Annotated in this window: 14 protein-coding genes, 1 tRNA gene and 1 pseudogene; 4 read left to right on the top strand and 12 right to left on the bottom strand. The window is 58.9% G+C overall.

Annotated elements, in window-relative coordinates; all coding sequences use genetic code 11:
- Nucleotides 1–55: 55 nt before the first annotated feature.
- On the top strand, nt 56–352 hold the full coding sequence (locus LC531_RS07175) for a hypothetical protein (protein ID WP_223649628.1): 297 nt from the start codon (nt 56–58) through the stop codon (nt 350–352).
- A gap of 137 nt (nt 353–489) precedes the next feature.
- Here the strand turns inward: LC531_RS07175 and LC531_RS07170 are convergent, their stop codons facing one another.
- The 7 genes from LC531_RS07170 to LC531_RS07140 all read right to left on the bottom strand — a co-directional run bounded on the left by LC531_RS07170 (nt 490) and on the right by LC531_RS07140 (nt 8,489).
- Entirely contained in the window at nt 490–1,590 is a 1,101-nt protein-coding gene (locus LC531_RS07170; RefSeq protein ID WP_223649627.1) for a peptidoglycan DD-metalloendopeptidase family protein, read from the bottom strand.
- 106 nt (nt 1,591–1,696) lie between these two features.
- On the bottom strand, nt 1,697–2,626 hold the full coding sequence (gene trxB / locus LC531_RS07165; RefSeq protein WP_223649626.1) for a thioredoxin-disulfide reductase: 930 nt from the start codon (nt 2,624–2,626) through the stop codon (nt 1,697–1,699).
- Nucleotides 2,627–2,755: 129 nt separating this feature from the next.
- Nucleotides 2,756–3,619, bottom strand: coding sequence for a sigma-70 family RNA polymerase sigma factor (locus LC531_RS07160; protein WP_068333804.1), 864 nt, complete (start codon nt 3,617–3,619; stop codon nt 2,756–2,758).
- Nucleotides 3,620–3,791: 172 nt separating this feature from the next.
- Nucleotides 3,792–5,930, bottom strand: coding sequence for a polyribonucleotide nucleotidyltransferase (pnp, locus tag LC531_RS07155; RefSeq protein WP_223649625.1), 2,139 nt, complete (start codon nt 5,928–5,930; stop codon nt 3,792–3,794).
- Between the two features lie 203 nt (nt 5,931–6,133).
- A complete protein-coding gene (gene rpsO / locus LC531_RS07150) occupies nt 6,134–6,409 on the bottom strand; it encodes a 30S ribosomal protein S15 (RefSeq protein ID WP_223649624.1) in 276 nt (91 codons plus the stop codon).
- A 106-nt stretch (nt 6,410–6,515) separates the two neighbouring features.
- A complete protein-coding gene (locus tag LC531_RS07145) occupies nt 6,516–7,961 on the bottom strand; it encodes an LptF/LptG family permease (protein ID WP_223649623.1) in 1,446 nt (481 codons plus the stop codon).
- A 114-nt stretch (nt 7,962–8,075) separates the two neighbouring features.
- Complete coding sequence (locus LC531_RS07140) at nt 8,076–8,489, bottom strand: START-like domain-containing protein (RefSeq protein ID WP_223649622.1); 414 nt, start codon at nt 8,487–8,489, stop codon at nt 8,076–8,078.
- Between the two features lie 127 nt (nt 8,490–8,616).
- Between LC531_RS07140 and LC531_RS07135 the strand changes: the two genes are divergently transcribed.
- Nucleotides 8,617–8,690 (top strand) — tRNA-Met (locus tag LC531_RS07135).
- A 201-nt stretch (nt 8,691–8,891) separates the two neighbouring features.
- Here LC531_RS07135 and rplT read toward each other — a convergent pair.
- The 5 genes and pseudogenes from rplT to LC531_RS07110 form a co-directional block, all read right to left on the bottom strand.
- Nucleotides 8,892–9,236 (bottom strand): 50S ribosomal protein L20, encoded by a 345-nt coding sequence (gene rplT / locus LC531_RS07130; protein ID WP_068333791.1) that lies wholly within the window; start codon nt 9,234–9,236, stop codon nt 8,892–8,894.
- A 166-nt stretch (nt 9,237–9,402) separates the two neighbouring features.
- Nucleotides 9,403–9,597 (bottom strand): 50S ribosomal protein L35, encoded by a 195-nt coding sequence (gene rpmI, locus LC531_RS07125; RefSeq protein ID WP_068333789.1) that lies wholly within the window; start codon nt 9,595–9,597, stop codon nt 9,403–9,405.
- Between the two features lie 186 nt (nt 9,598–9,783).
- Nucleotides 9,784–10,341 (bottom strand): annotated as a pseudogene (infC, locus tag LC531_RS07120) (translation initiation factor IF-3); the annotation flags it as partial.
- Nucleotides 10,342–10,539: 198 nt separating this feature from the next.
- Nucleotides 10,540–12,477 carry a threonine--tRNA ligase gene (gene thrS, locus LC531_RS07115; protein WP_223649621.1) on the bottom strand — a complete coding sequence of 646 codons (1,938 nt, stop codon included), beginning with the start codon at nt 12,475–12,477 and terminating at the stop codon, nt 10,540–10,542.
- A 180-nt stretch (nt 12,478–12,657) separates the two neighbouring features.
- Nucleotides 12,658–13,788: a tetratricopeptide repeat protein gene (locus tag LC531_RS07110; RefSeq protein ID WP_223649620.1), complete on the bottom strand. Its 1,131-nt coding sequence runs from the start codon at nt 13,786–13,788 to the stop codon at nt 12,658–12,660.
- Nucleotides 13,789–14,109: 321 nt separating this feature from the next.
- Between LC531_RS07110 and LC531_RS07105 the strand changes: the two genes are divergently transcribed.
- Nucleotides 14,110–14,787 carry a response regulator gene (locus LC531_RS07105; RefSeq protein WP_223649619.1) on the top strand — a complete coding sequence of 226 codons (678 nt, stop codon included), beginning with the start codon at nt 14,110–14,112 and terminating at the stop codon, nt 14,785–14,787.
- Between the two features lie 85 nt (nt 14,788–14,872).
- The gene (locus LC531_RS07100) at nt 14,873–16,288 is read left to right on the top strand and encodes a sensor histidine kinase (protein ID WP_223649618.1); all 1,416 of its coding nucleotides are present in this window, start codon (nt 14,873–14,875) and stop codon (nt 16,286–16,288) included.
- Nucleotides 16,289–16,431 lie beyond the last annotated feature (143 nt).

Here is a 16,431-nt window from a genome sequence, read left to right as displayed (position 1 = left end):
TTGTATCCCTTCATCAAAACACTACAACCCAACCAACCACCATTTATCTTTTATCATGCAAAAGTTCCTGTTGCCGTTTGCCTGCGGACTCGCCCTGGCTTTCACTAGCCAAGCCCAGACGATTAACCAGCGTGTTGAAAATCAGCATAACCGCGTTGCCGCTGGCCGGGCCGACGGCCAGCTAAATCGCCGCCAGGCCCGTAAGCTGCGGGGCGAAGACCGTGGTATTCAAGCACAGGCGCACGCCGAGCGTCGCGCCGACGGAGGCCGCCTTACTGCCGGCCAGCGCCAGCAGCTTAACGGCGAACTGAATCACGACAGCCGCCAGATTCACCGTGAGCGAGTGCACTAGGCACTTAGCCTGTGCTTCACTAAATTGAATAAGTCCTAAGAAAGACGGTCAAATGACCGTCTTTCTTAGGACTTATTCAATTTAACATTTCTACCGCGAAATATAGCAGAAATACCAAATAAGCAATTACTAGATTATTACTTAACCCGCAGCTTCTTCCCCAGCTGAAGCTTGCCGCGCAGGCTGGGGTTCAGCCGCTTAAGCGTACTTACGCGCACGCCGTAGCGGTCAGCGATTTCGGAAAGCGTATCACCAGGGCGAATCTTATGGGTCGCTACCTGACGAGCGGCGCTAGGCTCGCCGCGGTGACTGCGGCTGCTACGGCCGCGGTGCAGGGCCTGATTATAGTAGTTGAAAAGCGACGAGGTGATGGTAAACGTTTCGCCTCGCAGCTGGTAATCGGGAAAGTCGTAGAGGTAAGTTGGATTGATAGGATTACCCTCGTAGCGCACCTCGTAGTGCAAGTGCGAGCCCGTGCTACGACCTGTGCTACCCCCCAGCCCAATCACCTGCCCAGCTCGCACGAAGGTACCTACCGGCAGCAGCGGCTTGCTCAAGTGCCCATAGAGGGTTTCGAGGCCATTATAGTGGCGCACAAGCAGATAATTACCATAGCCGCCGCCATCCCACTTGCTGATACGAATTACTCCATCGAAGGCCGCCCGCACCGAATCGCCGGTTTCTAGGTCCAGGTCTACCCCAAAGTGCCAGTGCCCCCAGCGAAAGGCAAAGCCCGACGTAATGGGAGTAGTTACCAGCGGCATCCGGGCGAAGCGCTGCCGGCTGGGGTCCGTGAGCTGCAGCGTGAGCGTATCGCGGATGCGGCGGCCATCCACCCGGTAGGGGTTGATATTGTGCGTATCCCAGATGGCGTAGTAGCCCGCCACCCTCACCCACGACGAGTCAATAAGCACCTGGTCCGACATCTCCACAATTTCCTGCCCACCCTCGTTGAGCGTGGTTGTGTCCTCGCTCACAATGCTGAGCTTACGGGCCGGGTTGAAGATAGACTTGGCGGCATCCGACTTCGCATCGGGCATCTCCTCCGTCTCCATAATGGTAGTCGTATCCGGCTTCACGTAGCGCATAGTTGGCGTGCGCACCCGAAAGAAGTCGCGGTTGCGCGGGGCCGCCGCTTTCTTGCGGTGTTGCGCCAGCGCGGGCGCGCTACTCCCCAGCCAGCAGGCAAGAAGCAGGAGTAGCGCGAGCGGGCGGGAAAAGTGCTTGGGGAAAATCAAACGAAACCCAAAATAAATAACCAGAACCGAGCGCGGGCTCTGGCTGCGCGTTAATGAAAAAAAGTCGCCTCTACGGGCAACTGGTTGCCCCCGCCCGCAGGAGTTGCTACCCGTGCAAACCGGCCAGGTAGCGCTCGGCATCGAGCGCGGCCATGCAGCCAGTGCCGGCCGCCGTTACGGCCTGCCGGTAGGTAAAGTCCTGCACGTCGCCGCAAGCAAACACGCCGTCCACGTTGGTTTTGGCCGTGCCGGGCAGGGTTTTGAGGTAGCCTTGCTCGTCGTGGTGCAGATAGTTCTGAAAAATCTTGGAGTTGGGCTCGTGGCCAATGGCCACGAAGAACCCATGAACGGGAATTTCGCGGGTTTCGTGCGTCAGCAGATTCTTTACCCGCACCGCCTCCACGGCGTGCTCGCCCAGGATTTCATCGGTCGCCGTATCGAACAGTACCTCAATCTTGGGATTGTTCAGTACCCGCTGCTGCATGATTTTAGAGGCCCGCATGGCATCCTTGCGCACCAGCATGTACACCTTCGAGCACAGGTTGGCGAGGTAATTGGCTTCCTCGGCAGCCGTGTCACCGGCCCCTACAATGGCTACGTCCTTGCCTCGGTAAAAGAACCCGTCGCACACGGCGCAGGCCGATACGCCCGACCCGTTGAGCCGCGCCTCGGAGGGTAGGCCTAACCACTTAGCCGACGCGCCGGTAGCCAGAATCACCGCATCGGCCGTCAATTCAACAGTTTCATCAATCGTCACTTTGTGCGGATGCCCCGAAAAGTCCACCTTTGTGGCGATGCCGTAGCGCACATCGGTGCCGAAGCGCTCAGCCTGTTTTTTGAGGTCTTCCATCATTTCCGGCCCCATCACGCCATCGGGGTAGCCCGGAAAATTCTCCACGTCATTGGTAATCGTCAGCTGGCCACCGGGCTGCAAGCCCATGTACATGACGGGCTGCAGGCCGGCCCGCGCCGCGTAAATGGCGGCCGTGTAGCCCGCCGGCCCCGAGCCAATAATCAGGCAATGAATATGTTCCATACGTAGGGTAAGCTTTAGCTTGCCATTTTCTAAAATATAATCTCTTTTAAGCATAGTAAGCTAAAGCTTACCCTACAAAAAACCCCAACCTCACGGCCGGGGTTTCGAGTTAACGAATTTACGTAGAAATTAACCCAAGTAAGGCTTCAGCGCCTTTGAACGCGAGGTGTGGCGCAGGCGGCGAATGGCTTTCTCCTTTATTTGGCGCACCCGCTCGCGGGTCAGGTTGAACTTCTCGCCAATCTCTTCCAGCGTCAAAGCCGCCTCGCCATTCAGCCCAAAATAGAGCGTAATTACGTCGGCCTCACGCTTGGTGAGGGTGGAAAGGGCGCGTTGCACTTCCTTGCGCAACGAGTCATTCATCAGACCCGAATCGGGCTTTTCCTCGTCCTCGTTTTCGAGCACGTCGAGCAGGCGATTTTCCTCGCCCTGCACAAACGGCGCGTCAACGGATACGTGGCGGCCCGAAATTTTCAGGGTATCCACCACTTCCGAAGTCGTCAATTCTAGCACTTCGGCGATTTCCTCAGGCGAGGGCTCGCGCTCGAACTTCTGCTCCAACTCCGAGAACGACTTACTGATTTTATTCAGCGAGCCAACCCGGTTCAGGGGTAGGCGCACGATGCGGCTCTGCTCGGCCAGAGCTTGCAAAATGCTCTGGCGAATCCACCACACGGCGTAAGAGATGAACTTGAAGCCGCGGGTTTCATCAAAGCGCTTGGCAGCTTTGATGAGGCCCAGGTTACCCTCGTTGATGAGGTCACCTAGGCTAAGACCCTGGTTCTGATATTGTTTTGCCACCGACACTACAAAGCGTAGGTTAGCTTTAGTCAATTTTTCCAGCGCTTTCTGGTCCCCATCGCGGATACGCTGCGCCAGCGTAACCTCCTCGTCGGGTGTCAGCAGGTCCACTTTGCCAATCTCCTGGAGGTATTTATCCAGCGACTGACTTTCGCGGTTGGTAATCTGCTTGCTGATTTTTAGCTGTCTCATCGGTAACGGCGCTAACTAGGTAGTTCTAAAGAAGTTATTCGGAAGGTAATAGAGTTTGTGAGCTTATTCCAATCTAACCGAAATCAACAAGGCTATACGAGCGAAAGTTCTTTCCGGCCACTTGGCAGGGGGTAGGCCGGCCGTTGGACCAGCCTACTCCCTTGCTCAAAAACTACGCCTGCTTTTCGAGCAGCACTTTGCGCGAGAGGCGATACTTACCGGTTTTTTTATCAATATCCACCAGTTTTACGTCAATTTCCTGGCCCACTTCCAGCACGCCTTCGAGCGAGGCGATGCGCTCGTGCGTCACCTCCGAAATGTGCAGCAGGCCATCCTTACCCGGCATAATCTCTACGAACGCGCCGTAGGGCTGAATGCTGCGTACCTTGCCTTTGTAAGTTTCGCCCACTTCCGGCTGCGCCGCGATGGCCCGGATGCGGTCAATGGCACCCTGCATATCGTTCTGATTAGCAGCGTAGATGCTCACGTGACCTTTCTCATCCTTCTCCTCGATGATTACCGTGGCGTTGGTATCCTTCTGAATCTGCTGAATGACTTTGCCGCCCGGTCCGATTATCGCGCCGATAAACTCTTTGTCAATCAGCATTTTGTGCGAGCGGGGCGTGTGCGCCTTCAACTCGGCGGCCGGGGCGGCGATGGTCTTGGCCATCTCGCGCAGAATGTGCAGGCGGCCTTCGCGGGCCTGGTGCAGCGCGGCGGTCAGAATCTCATTGCTCAGGCCCTGGATTTTGATATCCATCTGGCAGGCGCAAATGCCTTTCTCCGTACCCGTCACCTTGAAGTCCATGTCGCCGAGGTGGTCCTCATCACCCAGAATATCGCTCAGCACGGCGTATTCGCCGGTTTCCTTATCCTGCACGAGGCCCATGGCGATGCCCGCCACGGCGGCGCGCACCTTCACGCCGGCGTCCATCAGCGCCAGCGAGCCAGCGCAGACGGTCGCCATCGAGCTGGAGCCATTCGACTCCAAGATGTCCGACACGATGCGGATGGTGTAGGGATTCTCATCATCGGGCGGCAGCACGCGCTTGAGCGAACGGGCGGCCAAGTTGCCATGGCCGATTTCGCGGCGGCCGGCCCCGCGGTTGGGCTTCACTTCGCCGGTCGAGAAACCGGGGAAGTTATAGTGCAGCATGAATTTTGAGTAGCCCTTGGTCAGCGGCTGGTCCACAATCTGCTCATCCAGCTTGGTGCCGAGGGTAGCCGTGGTCAGGCTCTGGGTTTCACCGCGGGTAAAAATAGCCGAGCCGTGGGCACCGGGCAAATAGTTGATTTCCGACCAGATGGGCCGGATTTCGGTGAGCTGACGGCCGTCGAGGCGTACGCGCTCCTTCACCATCATGTCGCGAATAGCCTTCTTCTCCGCCGACGAATAGTAGCGGCTGAACTGCTTCATATCTAGTTCGGGCTGCTCGGCCACCAGCTTTTCTAGGAACGCCTTTTTTACGGCCGTAAAACCCTCTTTACGACCACCTTTGCTGGTATTGCCCAAGCGTGCTACGTCGTAGGCACCTTGGTAAATACCTTCGTGAACAAGCTTTTTCAGCGCCTCATTTTCCTCGTACTTGGGATACTCGCGGGGCTGTGACTCAGGCGTGCGGCCTACAGCCTCGGCCAGGTCTTTCTGCAACTGCACTTGGGCTTTGATGGCCTCGTGACCGAAAGCAATGGCCGCTACCATCTCTTCTTCGCTCACTTCATTCATCTCGCCTTCCACCATCGCTACCGAGTCGGCCGTGGCACCTACAATGAGGTCCATGTCGGCGCGCTGTAAGTCGCTGGTTTTGGGATTAATCTGGAACTGACCGTCGATACGGGCTACCCGCACCTCCGAAATCGGACCGGCAAACGGGATGTCCGAAATGGACAAAGCGGCCGAGGCGGCCAGCGCGGCCAGCGCGTCAGGCTGTACTTCCTTATCGGCCGAGATGAGGGTAATCATTACCTGCACCTCGTAGTGGTAATCCTTAGGGAACATGGGCCGCAGGATGCGGTCCACGAGGCGGCAAATGAGGATTTCGTAGTCGCTCAAGCGACCTTCGCGGCGCTGAAATGAGCCAGGAATCTTGCCGGCCGAGCCGAATTTCTCCTGGTAATCCACCGAGAGGGGTAGGAAGTCTACGCCTTCGCGCTGGCTGGGGGCCGACACGACGGTGGCCAGCAGCATGGTATCGCCGAGGCGCACGACTACGGCTCCGTCGGCAAATTTGGCCAGCTTGCCGGTTTCGATGGAAATCTGACGGCCGTCGGGCAGCGCCAGCGTTTTGGTAATCGCGTTTGGAGCGGGCATGGGGAAAAGAATTGGAGGGGCGGGGCTTGCCCCCGCCCGTCGTTGAACCGACTGCAACGGGTATCGTTCAACGGCGGGCGTTGGCCAAGGGCCAGCTTTCGGTTCAACGACGGGCGGGGGCAAGCCCCGCCCCTACTCAAAATGGGCAAAAAAAAGAGTAGGGAACCCTCGCTTGGAAGGCTCCCTACTCTCAAAAGGCGGGCTTACTTACGGATGCCCAACTCCTTGATAATGGCGCGGTAGCGATTAATTTCGCGGTGCTGGAGGTAGTCCAGCATCCGGCGGCGCTTACCAACCAGCTTCAGCAGGCCCAGGCGGGTGCTGTGGTCTTTTTTGTTGGTCTTCAGGTGCTCCGTCAGGTGCGTGATGCGGTGGGTAAACAGGGCGATTTGCGACTCTGCGGAGCCCGTATCGGTGTTTACTTTCTGAAGGCTGTTATTTTCGAAGATAACCTGTTTGGCCTCAGTCGAGAGTTTCATCGGCAGATAGGGAGAACCCGTCTTAGATTAAAAAATAGGAGAAATTAACTGCCCCATAGCTCGGGGCGGGTGCAAAGGTACGGAGTTTGCGCCAGCATTCCAAGCGTTATTCAGCCAAGGGCAGTGCCAGCCGCCGCAAGCGCGGAAACCGCGGCAGCCGCTGGGCCAGCCGCCGCCAGAAATCCAGCTCCAGCAGCCCCGAGTCGTTGTAGGCTTGGTAGAGAAAAAATACGCCGAACGGAAATAGTACGGCATTAGAAATCCACATCCCTACCCCCACGGGCAGTAGGAAGTCGCGGCCGTACTTCGAGCCCATCGTGTCGAGCACGTAGAATACGATAAAAAATAAAATCGACACCAGAATGGGTATGCCCAGGCCGCCTTTTTTGATGATAGCGCCCAGTGGCGCACCAATTAAGAACATGAGCAGCACAGCCGTCGATTGGGTATATTTGCGATATACCTCGATGCGAAACTCGGCCGAGTCGCGGGCAATCTCATAGAGCCGCTGCGTAGTGGCCGTGATGAACGAATTCACGTTGCGGGCCCGGTTGAGAGCCTGCTCCACATTGGAGGCGTTGAGGGGGGGTAGGCGCTTGGCCGGCACCTGCCAGGTGGCTAGCCGCTTGTTCTGGGCGCGGCCCGTCGTATCGAGGCGCAGGTAGGTGTAATAGCCCCCCAGGCGGGCGGGCAGTTGGCGGCGCTCCCGGCTCAGGGTGCGCTGAATGGAATCGGAGCCATGCTTGAGCTGCGGAATATTGAGCATCATCCGGTTGGTCTGAAACAGCTCCTGCTTGGTCCGGTCGAGGTTGAACGAAGCCAGCGAAAACGTTATCATGTTGCGCTTGAATCCCTCCCGCACAAAAGAAGCCGCCGAGCGATTTTGCGCGTCGGGCTGGTCTACGTAGCTGTGGCCCCGGAATAGCTCAAAGCCTAAGTATTGCCCCCCAAAGCGGGTAAACATGCGCCCCGAGTCGGCGAGCATCACGGTGGTATTACCCGATTTTTGGGTGTGGTCGTAAATCATAATACCCATCAGGATATCCTTTTCGGGTCCCAGCTTTTTATCTACCTTGATGGTGTAGCCCGGAATACCGTTGTAAAAAACGCCTGGCCGGATGTCCAGAGCCAGCTTTTTCTGGCGTACGTCCCACAGTAGGCTATACGCCTTCAGGTTAGCCTTGGGCACGATGCGCTCATTAAACCAGAACGCGCATGCGGCCAATACCAAGCTCACCAGCCACACCGGCCGTAAAATGCGCGTGAGGGCGATGCCGGAGGCTTTAATAGCCGTTAATTCGTGGTGCTCGCCCAGGTTGCCGTAGGTCATGAGCGACGAGAGCAGCACGGCCAGCGGCAACGAAATGGGCACAATTAGTACGCTGAAGTAGAACAGCAGTTGGAGCAGCACCCCCGTGCCCAAGTCCTTGCCCACGATATCATCCAGGTATTTCAACAGCGTATGCGTGAGCAGAATAAATTCTACCACCGCAAACGTGAGCAAAAATGGCCCGGCAAAGGCTTTAAGAATGAGTTTATCGAGCTTTTTCACGAAAGTGCAGGGTAAGCGTTAGCTGGCCGGTTTGTATCTTTTGCCTAACCAATTTTCTCGCGGCAAGCGCTAGCTTACCGCACCGTTTAACGCCATTACCCCCAAAGATGGTGCCTACCCCCCTACTTGCTCGCGTAGCTTGCCCACGAGCCCTTCCCACAATTCCAGCCGCTCCTGCTCATCCAGGTGCTCCGAATAATCAGTGACGCGCAGAAATACCTCGTCCGTAATCCGCGACGACTCTAAGGTAAAGTCCAGGTAGCTGGCATCACTTAGCGGGCGCTTATTCTCATCCAGAAATACGTAGCGGATGCTACGGCCGGGGCGCTGAGTCGCAATTTCGGCATAGTGGCTCTGCTTGTCCCACACCATATCGAGTCGGTGGTCGGGGTCGAGGCGCACATCGTCGCAAAACCATTGCGCGAGGCCGGAAGCCGAAGCGATGTAGGGAAACAGGATTTTGAGGGAAGCGTTTATCGCGTATTCCATCTCGAAACGATGCTTGGCACCGGTAGCGGGCATGGCCATAGAACTAGGGGGTAGGAGCCCGACGCTAATCGCTAAAAGCGGCTCTGCGGGCAAGAAAACAAGTATTTTTTATCAGTGGCTTGCAAAAAGCCCTTTTTTCTGTACCTTTGCGCTCCCAAACCACCCCGGCGGGGTAGCTCAGTTGGTTAGAGCACAGGATTCATAACCCTGAGGTCGGCGGTTCAAGCCCGCCTCCCGCTACGTTTGCAAACGCCGTTCCAACTGAGTTGGGGCGGCGTTTGGCGTTCGGGCCGGCCGAAGCTGAACGTTGGCACTCGCTAAACTGACTCGCGGGTAGCAAGTTGGTGCAATTGGTCCCGAAACGACAAAGCGCTTGCCTCCACGTCCGGGGGCAAGCGCTTTTCTGCATTAGTCGAGAGGCCGGAGCTAGCCCCGCACGTACTATTTCACTTTCTCAACGATACCCGCAAACGCGGCGGGATGGTTCAGGGCGAGGTCAGCGAGTACCTTGCGGTTCAACTCGATACCAGCTTTCTTAAGGCCGCCCATCAGCTGCGAGTACGAGAGGCCGTGCTCGCGGGCACCCGCGTTGATTCGCTGAATCCAGAGTGCGCGAAACTCGCGCTTCTTCACCTTACGGTCGCGGTAGGCATAGAGCAAGCCCTTTTCTACGGCGTTTTTCGCAACGGTCCACACATTTTTGCGCCGGCCATAGTAGCCTTTGGCGAGGCGCATTACTTTCTTGCGGCGGTGGCGCGAGGCCACGTGGTTTACACTCCTGGGCATAACCTAAGTTATTTTTGGCAGCCGGCGCGCTGTTTTTGCAGCAGCTTATGTTTCAGCCGGAAGCCTGGTGATTGAGTAATTTGAGTAATGGAAGTAATTTGAGTAATTAGGATGGCAGAGCATTGCTGAACAACATTACTCAAATTCCTCCCATTACTCAAATTGCTCAGATGTTCAGCATCTGACTCACCCGGTTCATATCGGCCGAGCTGACGAGGCCGCTGTGGGTGAGGGCGCGCTTGCGCTTAGTGCTCTTCTTGGTCAGGATGTGCGACTTGAAGGCGTGCTTGCGCTTCACTTTGCCGGTGCCAGTCAGCTTGAAGCGCTTTTTGGCACCCGACTTGGTTTTTACTTTGGGCATGGGTTGGGGTTGATTATTGATTGTTAGGTACTGACGCTGAACGAGATACTCATCCGGCAGCGGCAGCCATCAACAAGCGGGGTAATACTATTCGGTGGCGGCGGGCTCTTGGGCGGGCTTAGCCTCCTTGGGAGCTTTGGCAACTTTCTCTTTATCCGGCGCGGCGGGGGCCGGCTTGGGGGCCGCCTTGGCGACTACGGCCGCCTTGGGAGCCAAGTAGAGAAACATGCGCTTACCTTCGAGCTTGGGCAATTGCTCCACTTTGGCGAGTTCCTCTAGGGCCTGCGCAAACTTGAGCAGCAGGATTTCGCCGCGCTCCTTGAAGACGATGCTACGGCCCACGAAGTGCACGTAAGCCTTGATTTTGGCCCCTTCTTTCAGAAACTCCTGCGCGTGCTTGAGCTTGAAATCGAAGTCGTGGTCGTCCGTATTAGGGCCGAAGCGGATTTCCTTCAGCACGACCTTCGTTTGCTTCGCTTTTAGTTCACGGGTCTTTTTCTTCTGCTCGTACTTGAATTTCGAGTAGTCGATGACGCGGCAAACGGGTGGTACGGCCGTGGGCGAAATCTCCACAAGGTCCAGGTTTTGGTCCTGGGCCATCTTGCGGGCCTGGTCGGTAGGGTACACGCCCTGCTCGACGTTATCACCGACGAGGCGAACCTCACGGGCGGTGATTTTCTGATTGATTTTGAACGGCTCCTCCACCTGCTGGCGGGGCACGTACCGACGATTCGGGGTAGCTATGGCGAAAGTCCTCCTGCTAAAAGGTGACGAAAAATGATAGTAAAGCGCCCGCTCAGCTGATTAAGGCCAAACGTTCGGGGGGCAAATATCCGACTTTTTACCCGCAAATCAAAATAATGACGGAAATTTAGCAGGTAGCAGCCAGGAAGTAACTGTTGCTACCCCCTGGCTGCTACCTTTAAAACTACCCGCCTACCCCTACCCCATCGCCTCAGCCACTTGGCTCTGCACGCTTTTGATGAAGCCGTCAATGGGCATCGAGCCAATGTCGCCTTCGCCGTGGCGGCGCACGCTTACGATGCCATCCTGCACTTCTTTTTCGCCAACTACCAGCAGATAAGGCGTTTTGGCGATTTCAGCATCCCGGATTTTGCGGCCGATGCGCTCGTCGCGGGCGTCCACGGTACCGCGCAGGCCGGCAGCTTCGAGGCGGTTTTTCACCTCGTAAGCGTAGTCGGCAAAACGGTCGGAAATAGGGAGCACGATGAACTGCTCGGGCGAAAGCCAGAGTGGGAAGTTGCCGGCGCAATGCTCGATGAGCACGGCCACGAAGCGCTCCAGCGAACCAAACGGCGCGCGATGAATCATAACGGGGCGGGCACGGCCGTTTTCGGGCGTAACATATTCCAAATCAAAACGTTCGGGCAGGTTATAATCTACCTGCACCGTGCCCAGCTGCCAGCGGCGGCCCAGCGCGTCGCGCACCATAAAGTCGAGCTTGGGACCATAAAAGGCAGCTTCGCCCAACTCCGTAATGGTGGTGAGGCCCTTTTCGGCGGCCGCCTGGATAATGGCGCTTTCGGCAATAGCCCAGTTCTCGTCGGTACCGATGTATTTGGTTTTATTCTCCGGGTCGCGCAGGCTTACTTGGGCCGTGAAGTCACTAAAGCCCAGCGCTTTGAACACGTAGAGTACCAAGTCAATCACCTTTTTGAACTCCTCGATTACCTGGTCGGGGCGACAGAAGATGTGCGCGTCGTCCTGCGTAAAGCCGCGTACCCGCGTCAGGCCGTGCAACTCGCCACTCTGCTCGTAGCGGTACACGGTGCCGAACTCGGCGAGGCGCACGGGCAGGTCGCGGTAGCTGCGGGGCTTGGTGCGGTAGATTTCGCAGTGGTGCGGGCAATTCATCGGCTTGAGGAAGAACTCCTCGCCGGGGTTGGGCGTGCGGATGGGCTGGAACGAATCGGCCCCGTATTTCTCGTAGTGGCCGCTGGTTACGTACAATTCCTTGGCTCCGATGTGGGGCGTCACAACCGGCTGGTAGCCAGCCTTTACCTGGGCTTTGCGCAGAAATTGCTCTAAGTTCTCGCGTAGGGCCGTGCCTTTGGGTAGCCACAGGGGCAGGCCGGCTCCTACCCGCTCCGAAAAGGCGAATAACTCCAGCTCCTTGCCCAGCTTGCGGTGGTCGCGGCGCTTGGCTTCTTCCAGCCTTTCGAGGTACTCGGTGAGGTCCTTCTGCTTGGGAAACGTAATGCCGTAGAGGCGCGTGAGCTGCTTGTTTTTCTCGTCGCCGCGCCAGTAGGCCCCGGCCACGTTCATGATTTTGGCGGCCTTGATGGGGCCGGTATCTGGGATATGCGGCCCGCGGCAAAGGTCCGTGAAATTACCCTGAGTATAGAAGGTGATGCTACCATCGGCCAGGTTATCAATCATTTCCAGCTTATAAGGGTCTTGCTTCTCAGTGAAGTAGGCGATGGCTTCGGCCTTGGGCACGGCACGGCGCTCGAACTTGCTTTTATTTTTAGCCAGCTCCAGCATTTTCTTCTCAATGGCCGGGAAGTCATCACTCGAAATGGTACGGCCTTCCCCCAAATCCACGTCGTAATAAAAGCCGTTTTCGATGGCCGGGCCAATGGCCAGCTTCACGCCGGGGTAGAGGAATTCCAGTGCTTCGGCCATGAGATGGGCTGAAGAGTGCCAGTAGGCTTGCTTGCCGCCTTCGTCGTTCCAGGTCAGAATTTCGAGGGTCGCGTCGTCGGTTAGGGGGCGGTGCAGGTCGCGGATTTCGCCGTTAACCTTCACAGCCAAGGCATTACGGGCGAGACCTTCGCTGATGCTGGCGGCGAGGTCGTAGCCCGTCGAGCCGGCTTCGACCTGGCGAACGGAGCCGTCGGGGAGGGTAAGTTGGAGCATAACTAAGTAAACTATTGCCCGCGGTGAGCGCAAAGCAGCCGCAAGTTACGGCGGCGGCAAATGAGTAGGGGAGTAAAGGAGGCAGGATAATAGACAAGGCAGGGGTAAAGGAGCAAGTTATCATTGCCGCGCAGCGCACGCAATGATAACTTGCTCCTTTACCCCTTGCCTTATTTACCGTTAGCGTGGGGCGAGCGGGGCGATGGGCTGCGGCCGGGGGCCGGGCGCGCTGGCTGGGCGGGGATAGTACGCACGCGGCGGGCGCAGGCTGTCGGGCAGGGAGGCGCGCACCAGGTCGCCGATTTTCCAGACCTTATACGTCCAGTGCTGGTTGCTGGGGTTTTCGAGCACCAGCATTCGATATTGGCGCAGGGCCTCGGGCAGGCGGTGCTGGGCTTCGAGGGCTTCGGCCAAAATAGTGCGGGCCTGGGGCAAGCGCGGGTTCTGGCGCAGGGCGCGGATGAGATGCGGAATCACGCTGGCCGGGCGCTGCCCCCCAGCAGCAGCGGCCAGGGCCAGGCGGTAGTCGGCCCGATACTGAGTGGTGTCGAGGGCCAGGGCGCAGCGGTAGTAGCGCAGGGCGCTGTCGGGGCGGCCTTGCAGCTCCAGTTGGCGGCCAAAGTCGTAGTGCAGCGACCCAGAGGCGGAGTCGAGCCGCAGGCCCAGGGTAGCGTAGCGGGCGGCCTGGGCCGGCTCGCGATAGGCATTGAGCAGAAAGGCCAGCTGGTGCAGAATTTCGGGCTGGCGCGGGTCACGGGCCAGGGCGGCGCGCAGGTAATCGAGGGCCTGGGCGGTATCCTGAGTGGCGGCGTAGGCCAGGCCCTTGTAGAAGAGCGCAGCGGGCTGGTCGGGGTCGAGGCGCAGGGTGCGGTCGAGGCTGGCCAGGGCGTCGTCGTACTGGCGGGCGGCTAGGTGAGTCTCACCTTCGAGCAAGGGTAGCTCGGGCGAGTTGAAGCCATTAGCGGCGGCGGCGCGGGTGGCGGCAAGCGTCTGGCGCAGGCGGCCCAGTGCCCGGTAGGCGCGGGCCTGCAAGAAGTACAGGTCGCCATCCTGGTTATCAACGGCGAGCGCCCGCTCCACGTCGTTCAGGGCGGCGACGGGCTGGCCGGCGGCCAGGCGCAGGGTAGCACGGCGGGCCAGCAGGCCGGTGTTATCGGGCTGTTGCTGAATAGCTCCGTCCAGCTCGTCGGCCTGCACGCGGGGGCCGCTCTGCACGGTGGCCAGGTCCACGAGGGTATCGGGCCGCTCGGCGGGGGTAGCGTGGCAGGCAGCCAGCAGCAAAGCCAAAAACGGAAGAAGCCGGCGGGGCATGGAAGGAGGAGAGGGGAAGCTTTAGCTTACCGTAAAAGGAGTGTAGGGTTAGGAGTGAAGAGAGAGGTGAAGGGTCAAAAAGAACGTCATGCTCATCTGGCGTCCCGAAGGAAGCTTCTCTACTGCGTAACTAATCCCAACCGTCAAGATTACTTGCGCGGTAAAGATGCTTCCTTCGGGACGCCAGATGAGTATGACGTTCGACATTAATCATTCCCTCCTAACTCCCCCTCATCAGCCCCCAAAATTAACCCTGTGCTCCCGACCGGCCGCGCCGCTGCATTTTTGCAAGCCGCTAGCTAACCAGCTCCCCTAACCCGCATGAAAATTCTTCTCGTTGAGGATGAGCCTTCGGTGGCCGCCTTTCTGCACCAGGGTCTTACCGAGCAGGGCTACACCGTAGACCTGGCCGCCGATGGGATGCTGGGGCTGCACCGGGCGCAGAGCAAGCCCTACGACTGCCTGATTCTGGACCAGATGCTGCCTGGCCTCAGCGGCTTGGAAGTGTGCCGCCAGGTACGGGCCCACGACCCCGGCGTGCCCATCCTGATGCTGACGGCCCTGGGCGAGACGGACGATAAAATCCGGGGCCTCGACGCCGGGGCCGACGACTACCTGGTGAAGCCCTTCGCCTTTGCCGAGCTGCTGGCGCGGCTGCGGGCGCTAGTACGCCGCCGCACCGACGCCCCCGCCACGGCGGCAGCCCTGCGCCTAGCCGACCTCACCCTCGACCCCGCCACCAAGCGCGTGGAGCGCGCCGGCCAGTCCATTCAGCTCACCGCCCGCGAGTTTGCGCTGCTCGAATACCTGCTGCGCCACCAGGGCCGGGTAGTGAGCCGCGCCGAGCTATTGGAACACGTCTGGGATATGAATTTCGACACGGGCTCAAACGTAATTGACGTGTACATCAATTTTTTGCGCAAAAAAGCGGATAAGGGCTTTTCTACCAAGCTTATTCATACGCTGGTGGGGATGGGCTACGTGCTGCGCGAAGAGTGAGGAGTTAAAATAGTTTGTCATTGCTGCGCTCGCAATGACAAACTATTTTAACTCCTAATCCCCAAGTCCCTAATCACTAAACCCCATGTCCATTCGCTTACGCCTAGCCTTGCAGTTCGGGGCGTTGCTAGTCGTGACGCTGGTGTTGCTGCTGGCGGCAGTTTATTTTTTCACCTGGCAGTCGCGGCGCGAGGCGTTCACCCAGAGCCTGTTTAGCCGGGCCGAGGTGATGGGGCACGTGTATGCCGACGGCCAAGCGCGGGCCGATTCGGGCCAGGCAGCTTCCTACCGGCGCTATTTGCGGCAGCTCTACCGCACGCTGCCCGACGAGGAAGGCCAAGTGTACGATGCGGCGGGGCGGCTGGTATTTCGGGAGGGGCAACGGGCGGCCGGCCACCAGGTACCGGCCGCCTGGCTGCACGAGGTGCGCCGCGCGGGCCGGGCGGTGCTGGAGCCGGAACGTGATTTTCACGAAACCGTGGGCCTACGCTACGCCGACCCGCGCCTGGGCGAATTGATTGTGCTGGCTTCGTCGGTGGATGAAGACGGCCGTGAGCAGCTGCGCGGGCTGCGCCGGGTGCTGGGGGCGGGCCTGCTGGCGGCGGTGGTTTTTGCGGGGGTAGGCGGCTGGGTATTCGCGGGCCAAGCCCTGCGCCCGCTGCGCCGCATGGTGGGCGAAGTGGACGGCATCACGGCCACCGACTTGGGCCAGCGCCTAAGCCACGCCGCCGGCCCGGCCGACGAGCTGGGCCGCCTGGCCCAACGCTTCAACCAGCTGCTCGACCGCCTCGAAGCGGCGTTTGCCGGGCAGCGCACCTTCGTGCGCGATGCCTCGCACGAGCTGCGCACGCCCCTCACGGCCCTCACCGGCGAGTTGGAAGTGGCCCTGCTGCAAGCCGAGCGGCCCGCCACCGAGTACCGCCGCGTGCTTCAGCGCACACTCGACGCGGCCCGCCAGCTCACCAGCCTCACCAACGGCCTACTGCAAATAGCCCAAGCCTCGGGCGACCCCTCACAGTTACCCATGCGGCCCGTGGACCTGGGCGAATTGCTGCTGCTGGCCCACGAGCAGGTAGGCCGCCGCTACCCCACCAGCCGCGTGGACCTGGACCTGGGCGAAAGCGCCGAGGCCGGGGCCTTCGTAGTGCTCGGCAACGAGCCGCTGCTGCTCTCGGCCCTGCTCAACGTGCTGGACAATGCCTGCAAGTTTTCGGCGGCTGGCGGGCAGCCCGTCACGGCCACGCTGGCCCAGCCCGCCGGCCGCCCTACCCTGCTGGTAACTGACGAAGGGCTGGGCCTATCGTCTCCCGATTTGGAGCAGGTGTTCGTGCCATTTTTCCGGGCGGCGGCGGCGCGGGCGGTGCCGGGCCACGGCATCGGCCTACCCCTCACGGCGCGCATTATGGCCCTGCACGGGGGCACGGTGCGCCTGGCTAGCGAGCCCGGCCAGGGCACCCGCGTGTGGCTGCAATGGCCGGCTTCGCTTAAGAAATCTACTTAAATTATCTCTCACTATCAAGTGGTTATTAATTTTAATTTCTTTTTAACTTCACTTTAATTTCATCTTAATTGTGGGGTAGTAGTCTTGTGGCAGCAAACCCGGACCCGGTAATCGAGTCTATGACCAATTACCCATATATCACC

The sequence above is a fragment of the Hymenobacter psoromatis genome, assembly GCF_020012125.1.
Taxonomy (GTDB): Bacteria; Bacteroidota; Bacteroidia; order Cytophagales; family Hymenobacteraceae; genus Hymenobacter; species Hymenobacter psoromatis.
This window is presented reverse-complemented; position numbering and strand designations above follow the sequence as displayed.

Coding starts and splice junctions, on each gene's coding strand:
- LC531_RS07175 (WP_223649628.1), top strand. CDS start 56: ATGCAAAAGTTCCTGTTGCCGTTTGCCTGCGGACTCGCCCTGGCTTTC.
- trxB (WP_223649626.1), bottom strand. CDS start 2,626: ATGGAACATATTCATTGCCTGATTATTGGCTCGGGGCCGGCGGGCTAC.
- LC531_RS07160 (WP_068333804.1), bottom strand. CDS start 3,619: ATGAGACAGCTAAAAATCAGCAAGCAGATTACCAACCGCGAAAGTCAG.
- pnp (WP_223649625.1), bottom strand. CDS start 5,930: ATGCCCGCTCCAAACGCGATTACCAAAACGCTGGCGCTGCCCGACGGC.
- rpsO (WP_223649624.1), bottom strand. CDS start 6,409: ATGAAACTCTCGACTGAGGCCAAACAGGTTATCTTCGAAAATAACAGC.
- LC531_RS07140 (WP_223649622.1), bottom strand. CDS start 8,489: ATGGCCATGCCCGCTACCGGTGCCAAGCATCGTTTCGAGATGGAATAC.
- rplT (WP_068333791.1), bottom strand. CDS start 9,236: ATGCCCAGGAGTGTAAACCACGTGGCCTCGCGCCACCGCCGCAAGAAA.
- rpmI (WP_068333789.1), bottom strand. CDS start 9,597: ATGCCCAAAGTAAAAACCAAGTCGGGTGCCAAAAAGCGCTTCAAGCTG.
- thrS (WP_223649621.1), bottom strand. CDS start 12,477: ATGCTCCAACTTACCCTCCCCGACGGCTCCGTTCGCCAGGTCGAAGCC.
- LC531_RS07110 (WP_223649620.1), bottom strand. CDS start 13,788: ATGCCCCGCCGGCTTCTTCCGTTTTTGGCTTTGCTGCTGGCTGCCTGC.
- LC531_RS07105 (WP_223649619.1), top strand. CDS start 14,110: ATGAAAATTCTTCTCGTTGAGGATGAGCCTTCGGTGGCCGCCTTTCTG.
- LC531_RS07100 (WP_223649618.1), top strand. CDS start 14,873: ATGTCCATTCGCTTACGCCTAGCCTTGCAGTTCGGGGCGTTGCTAGTC.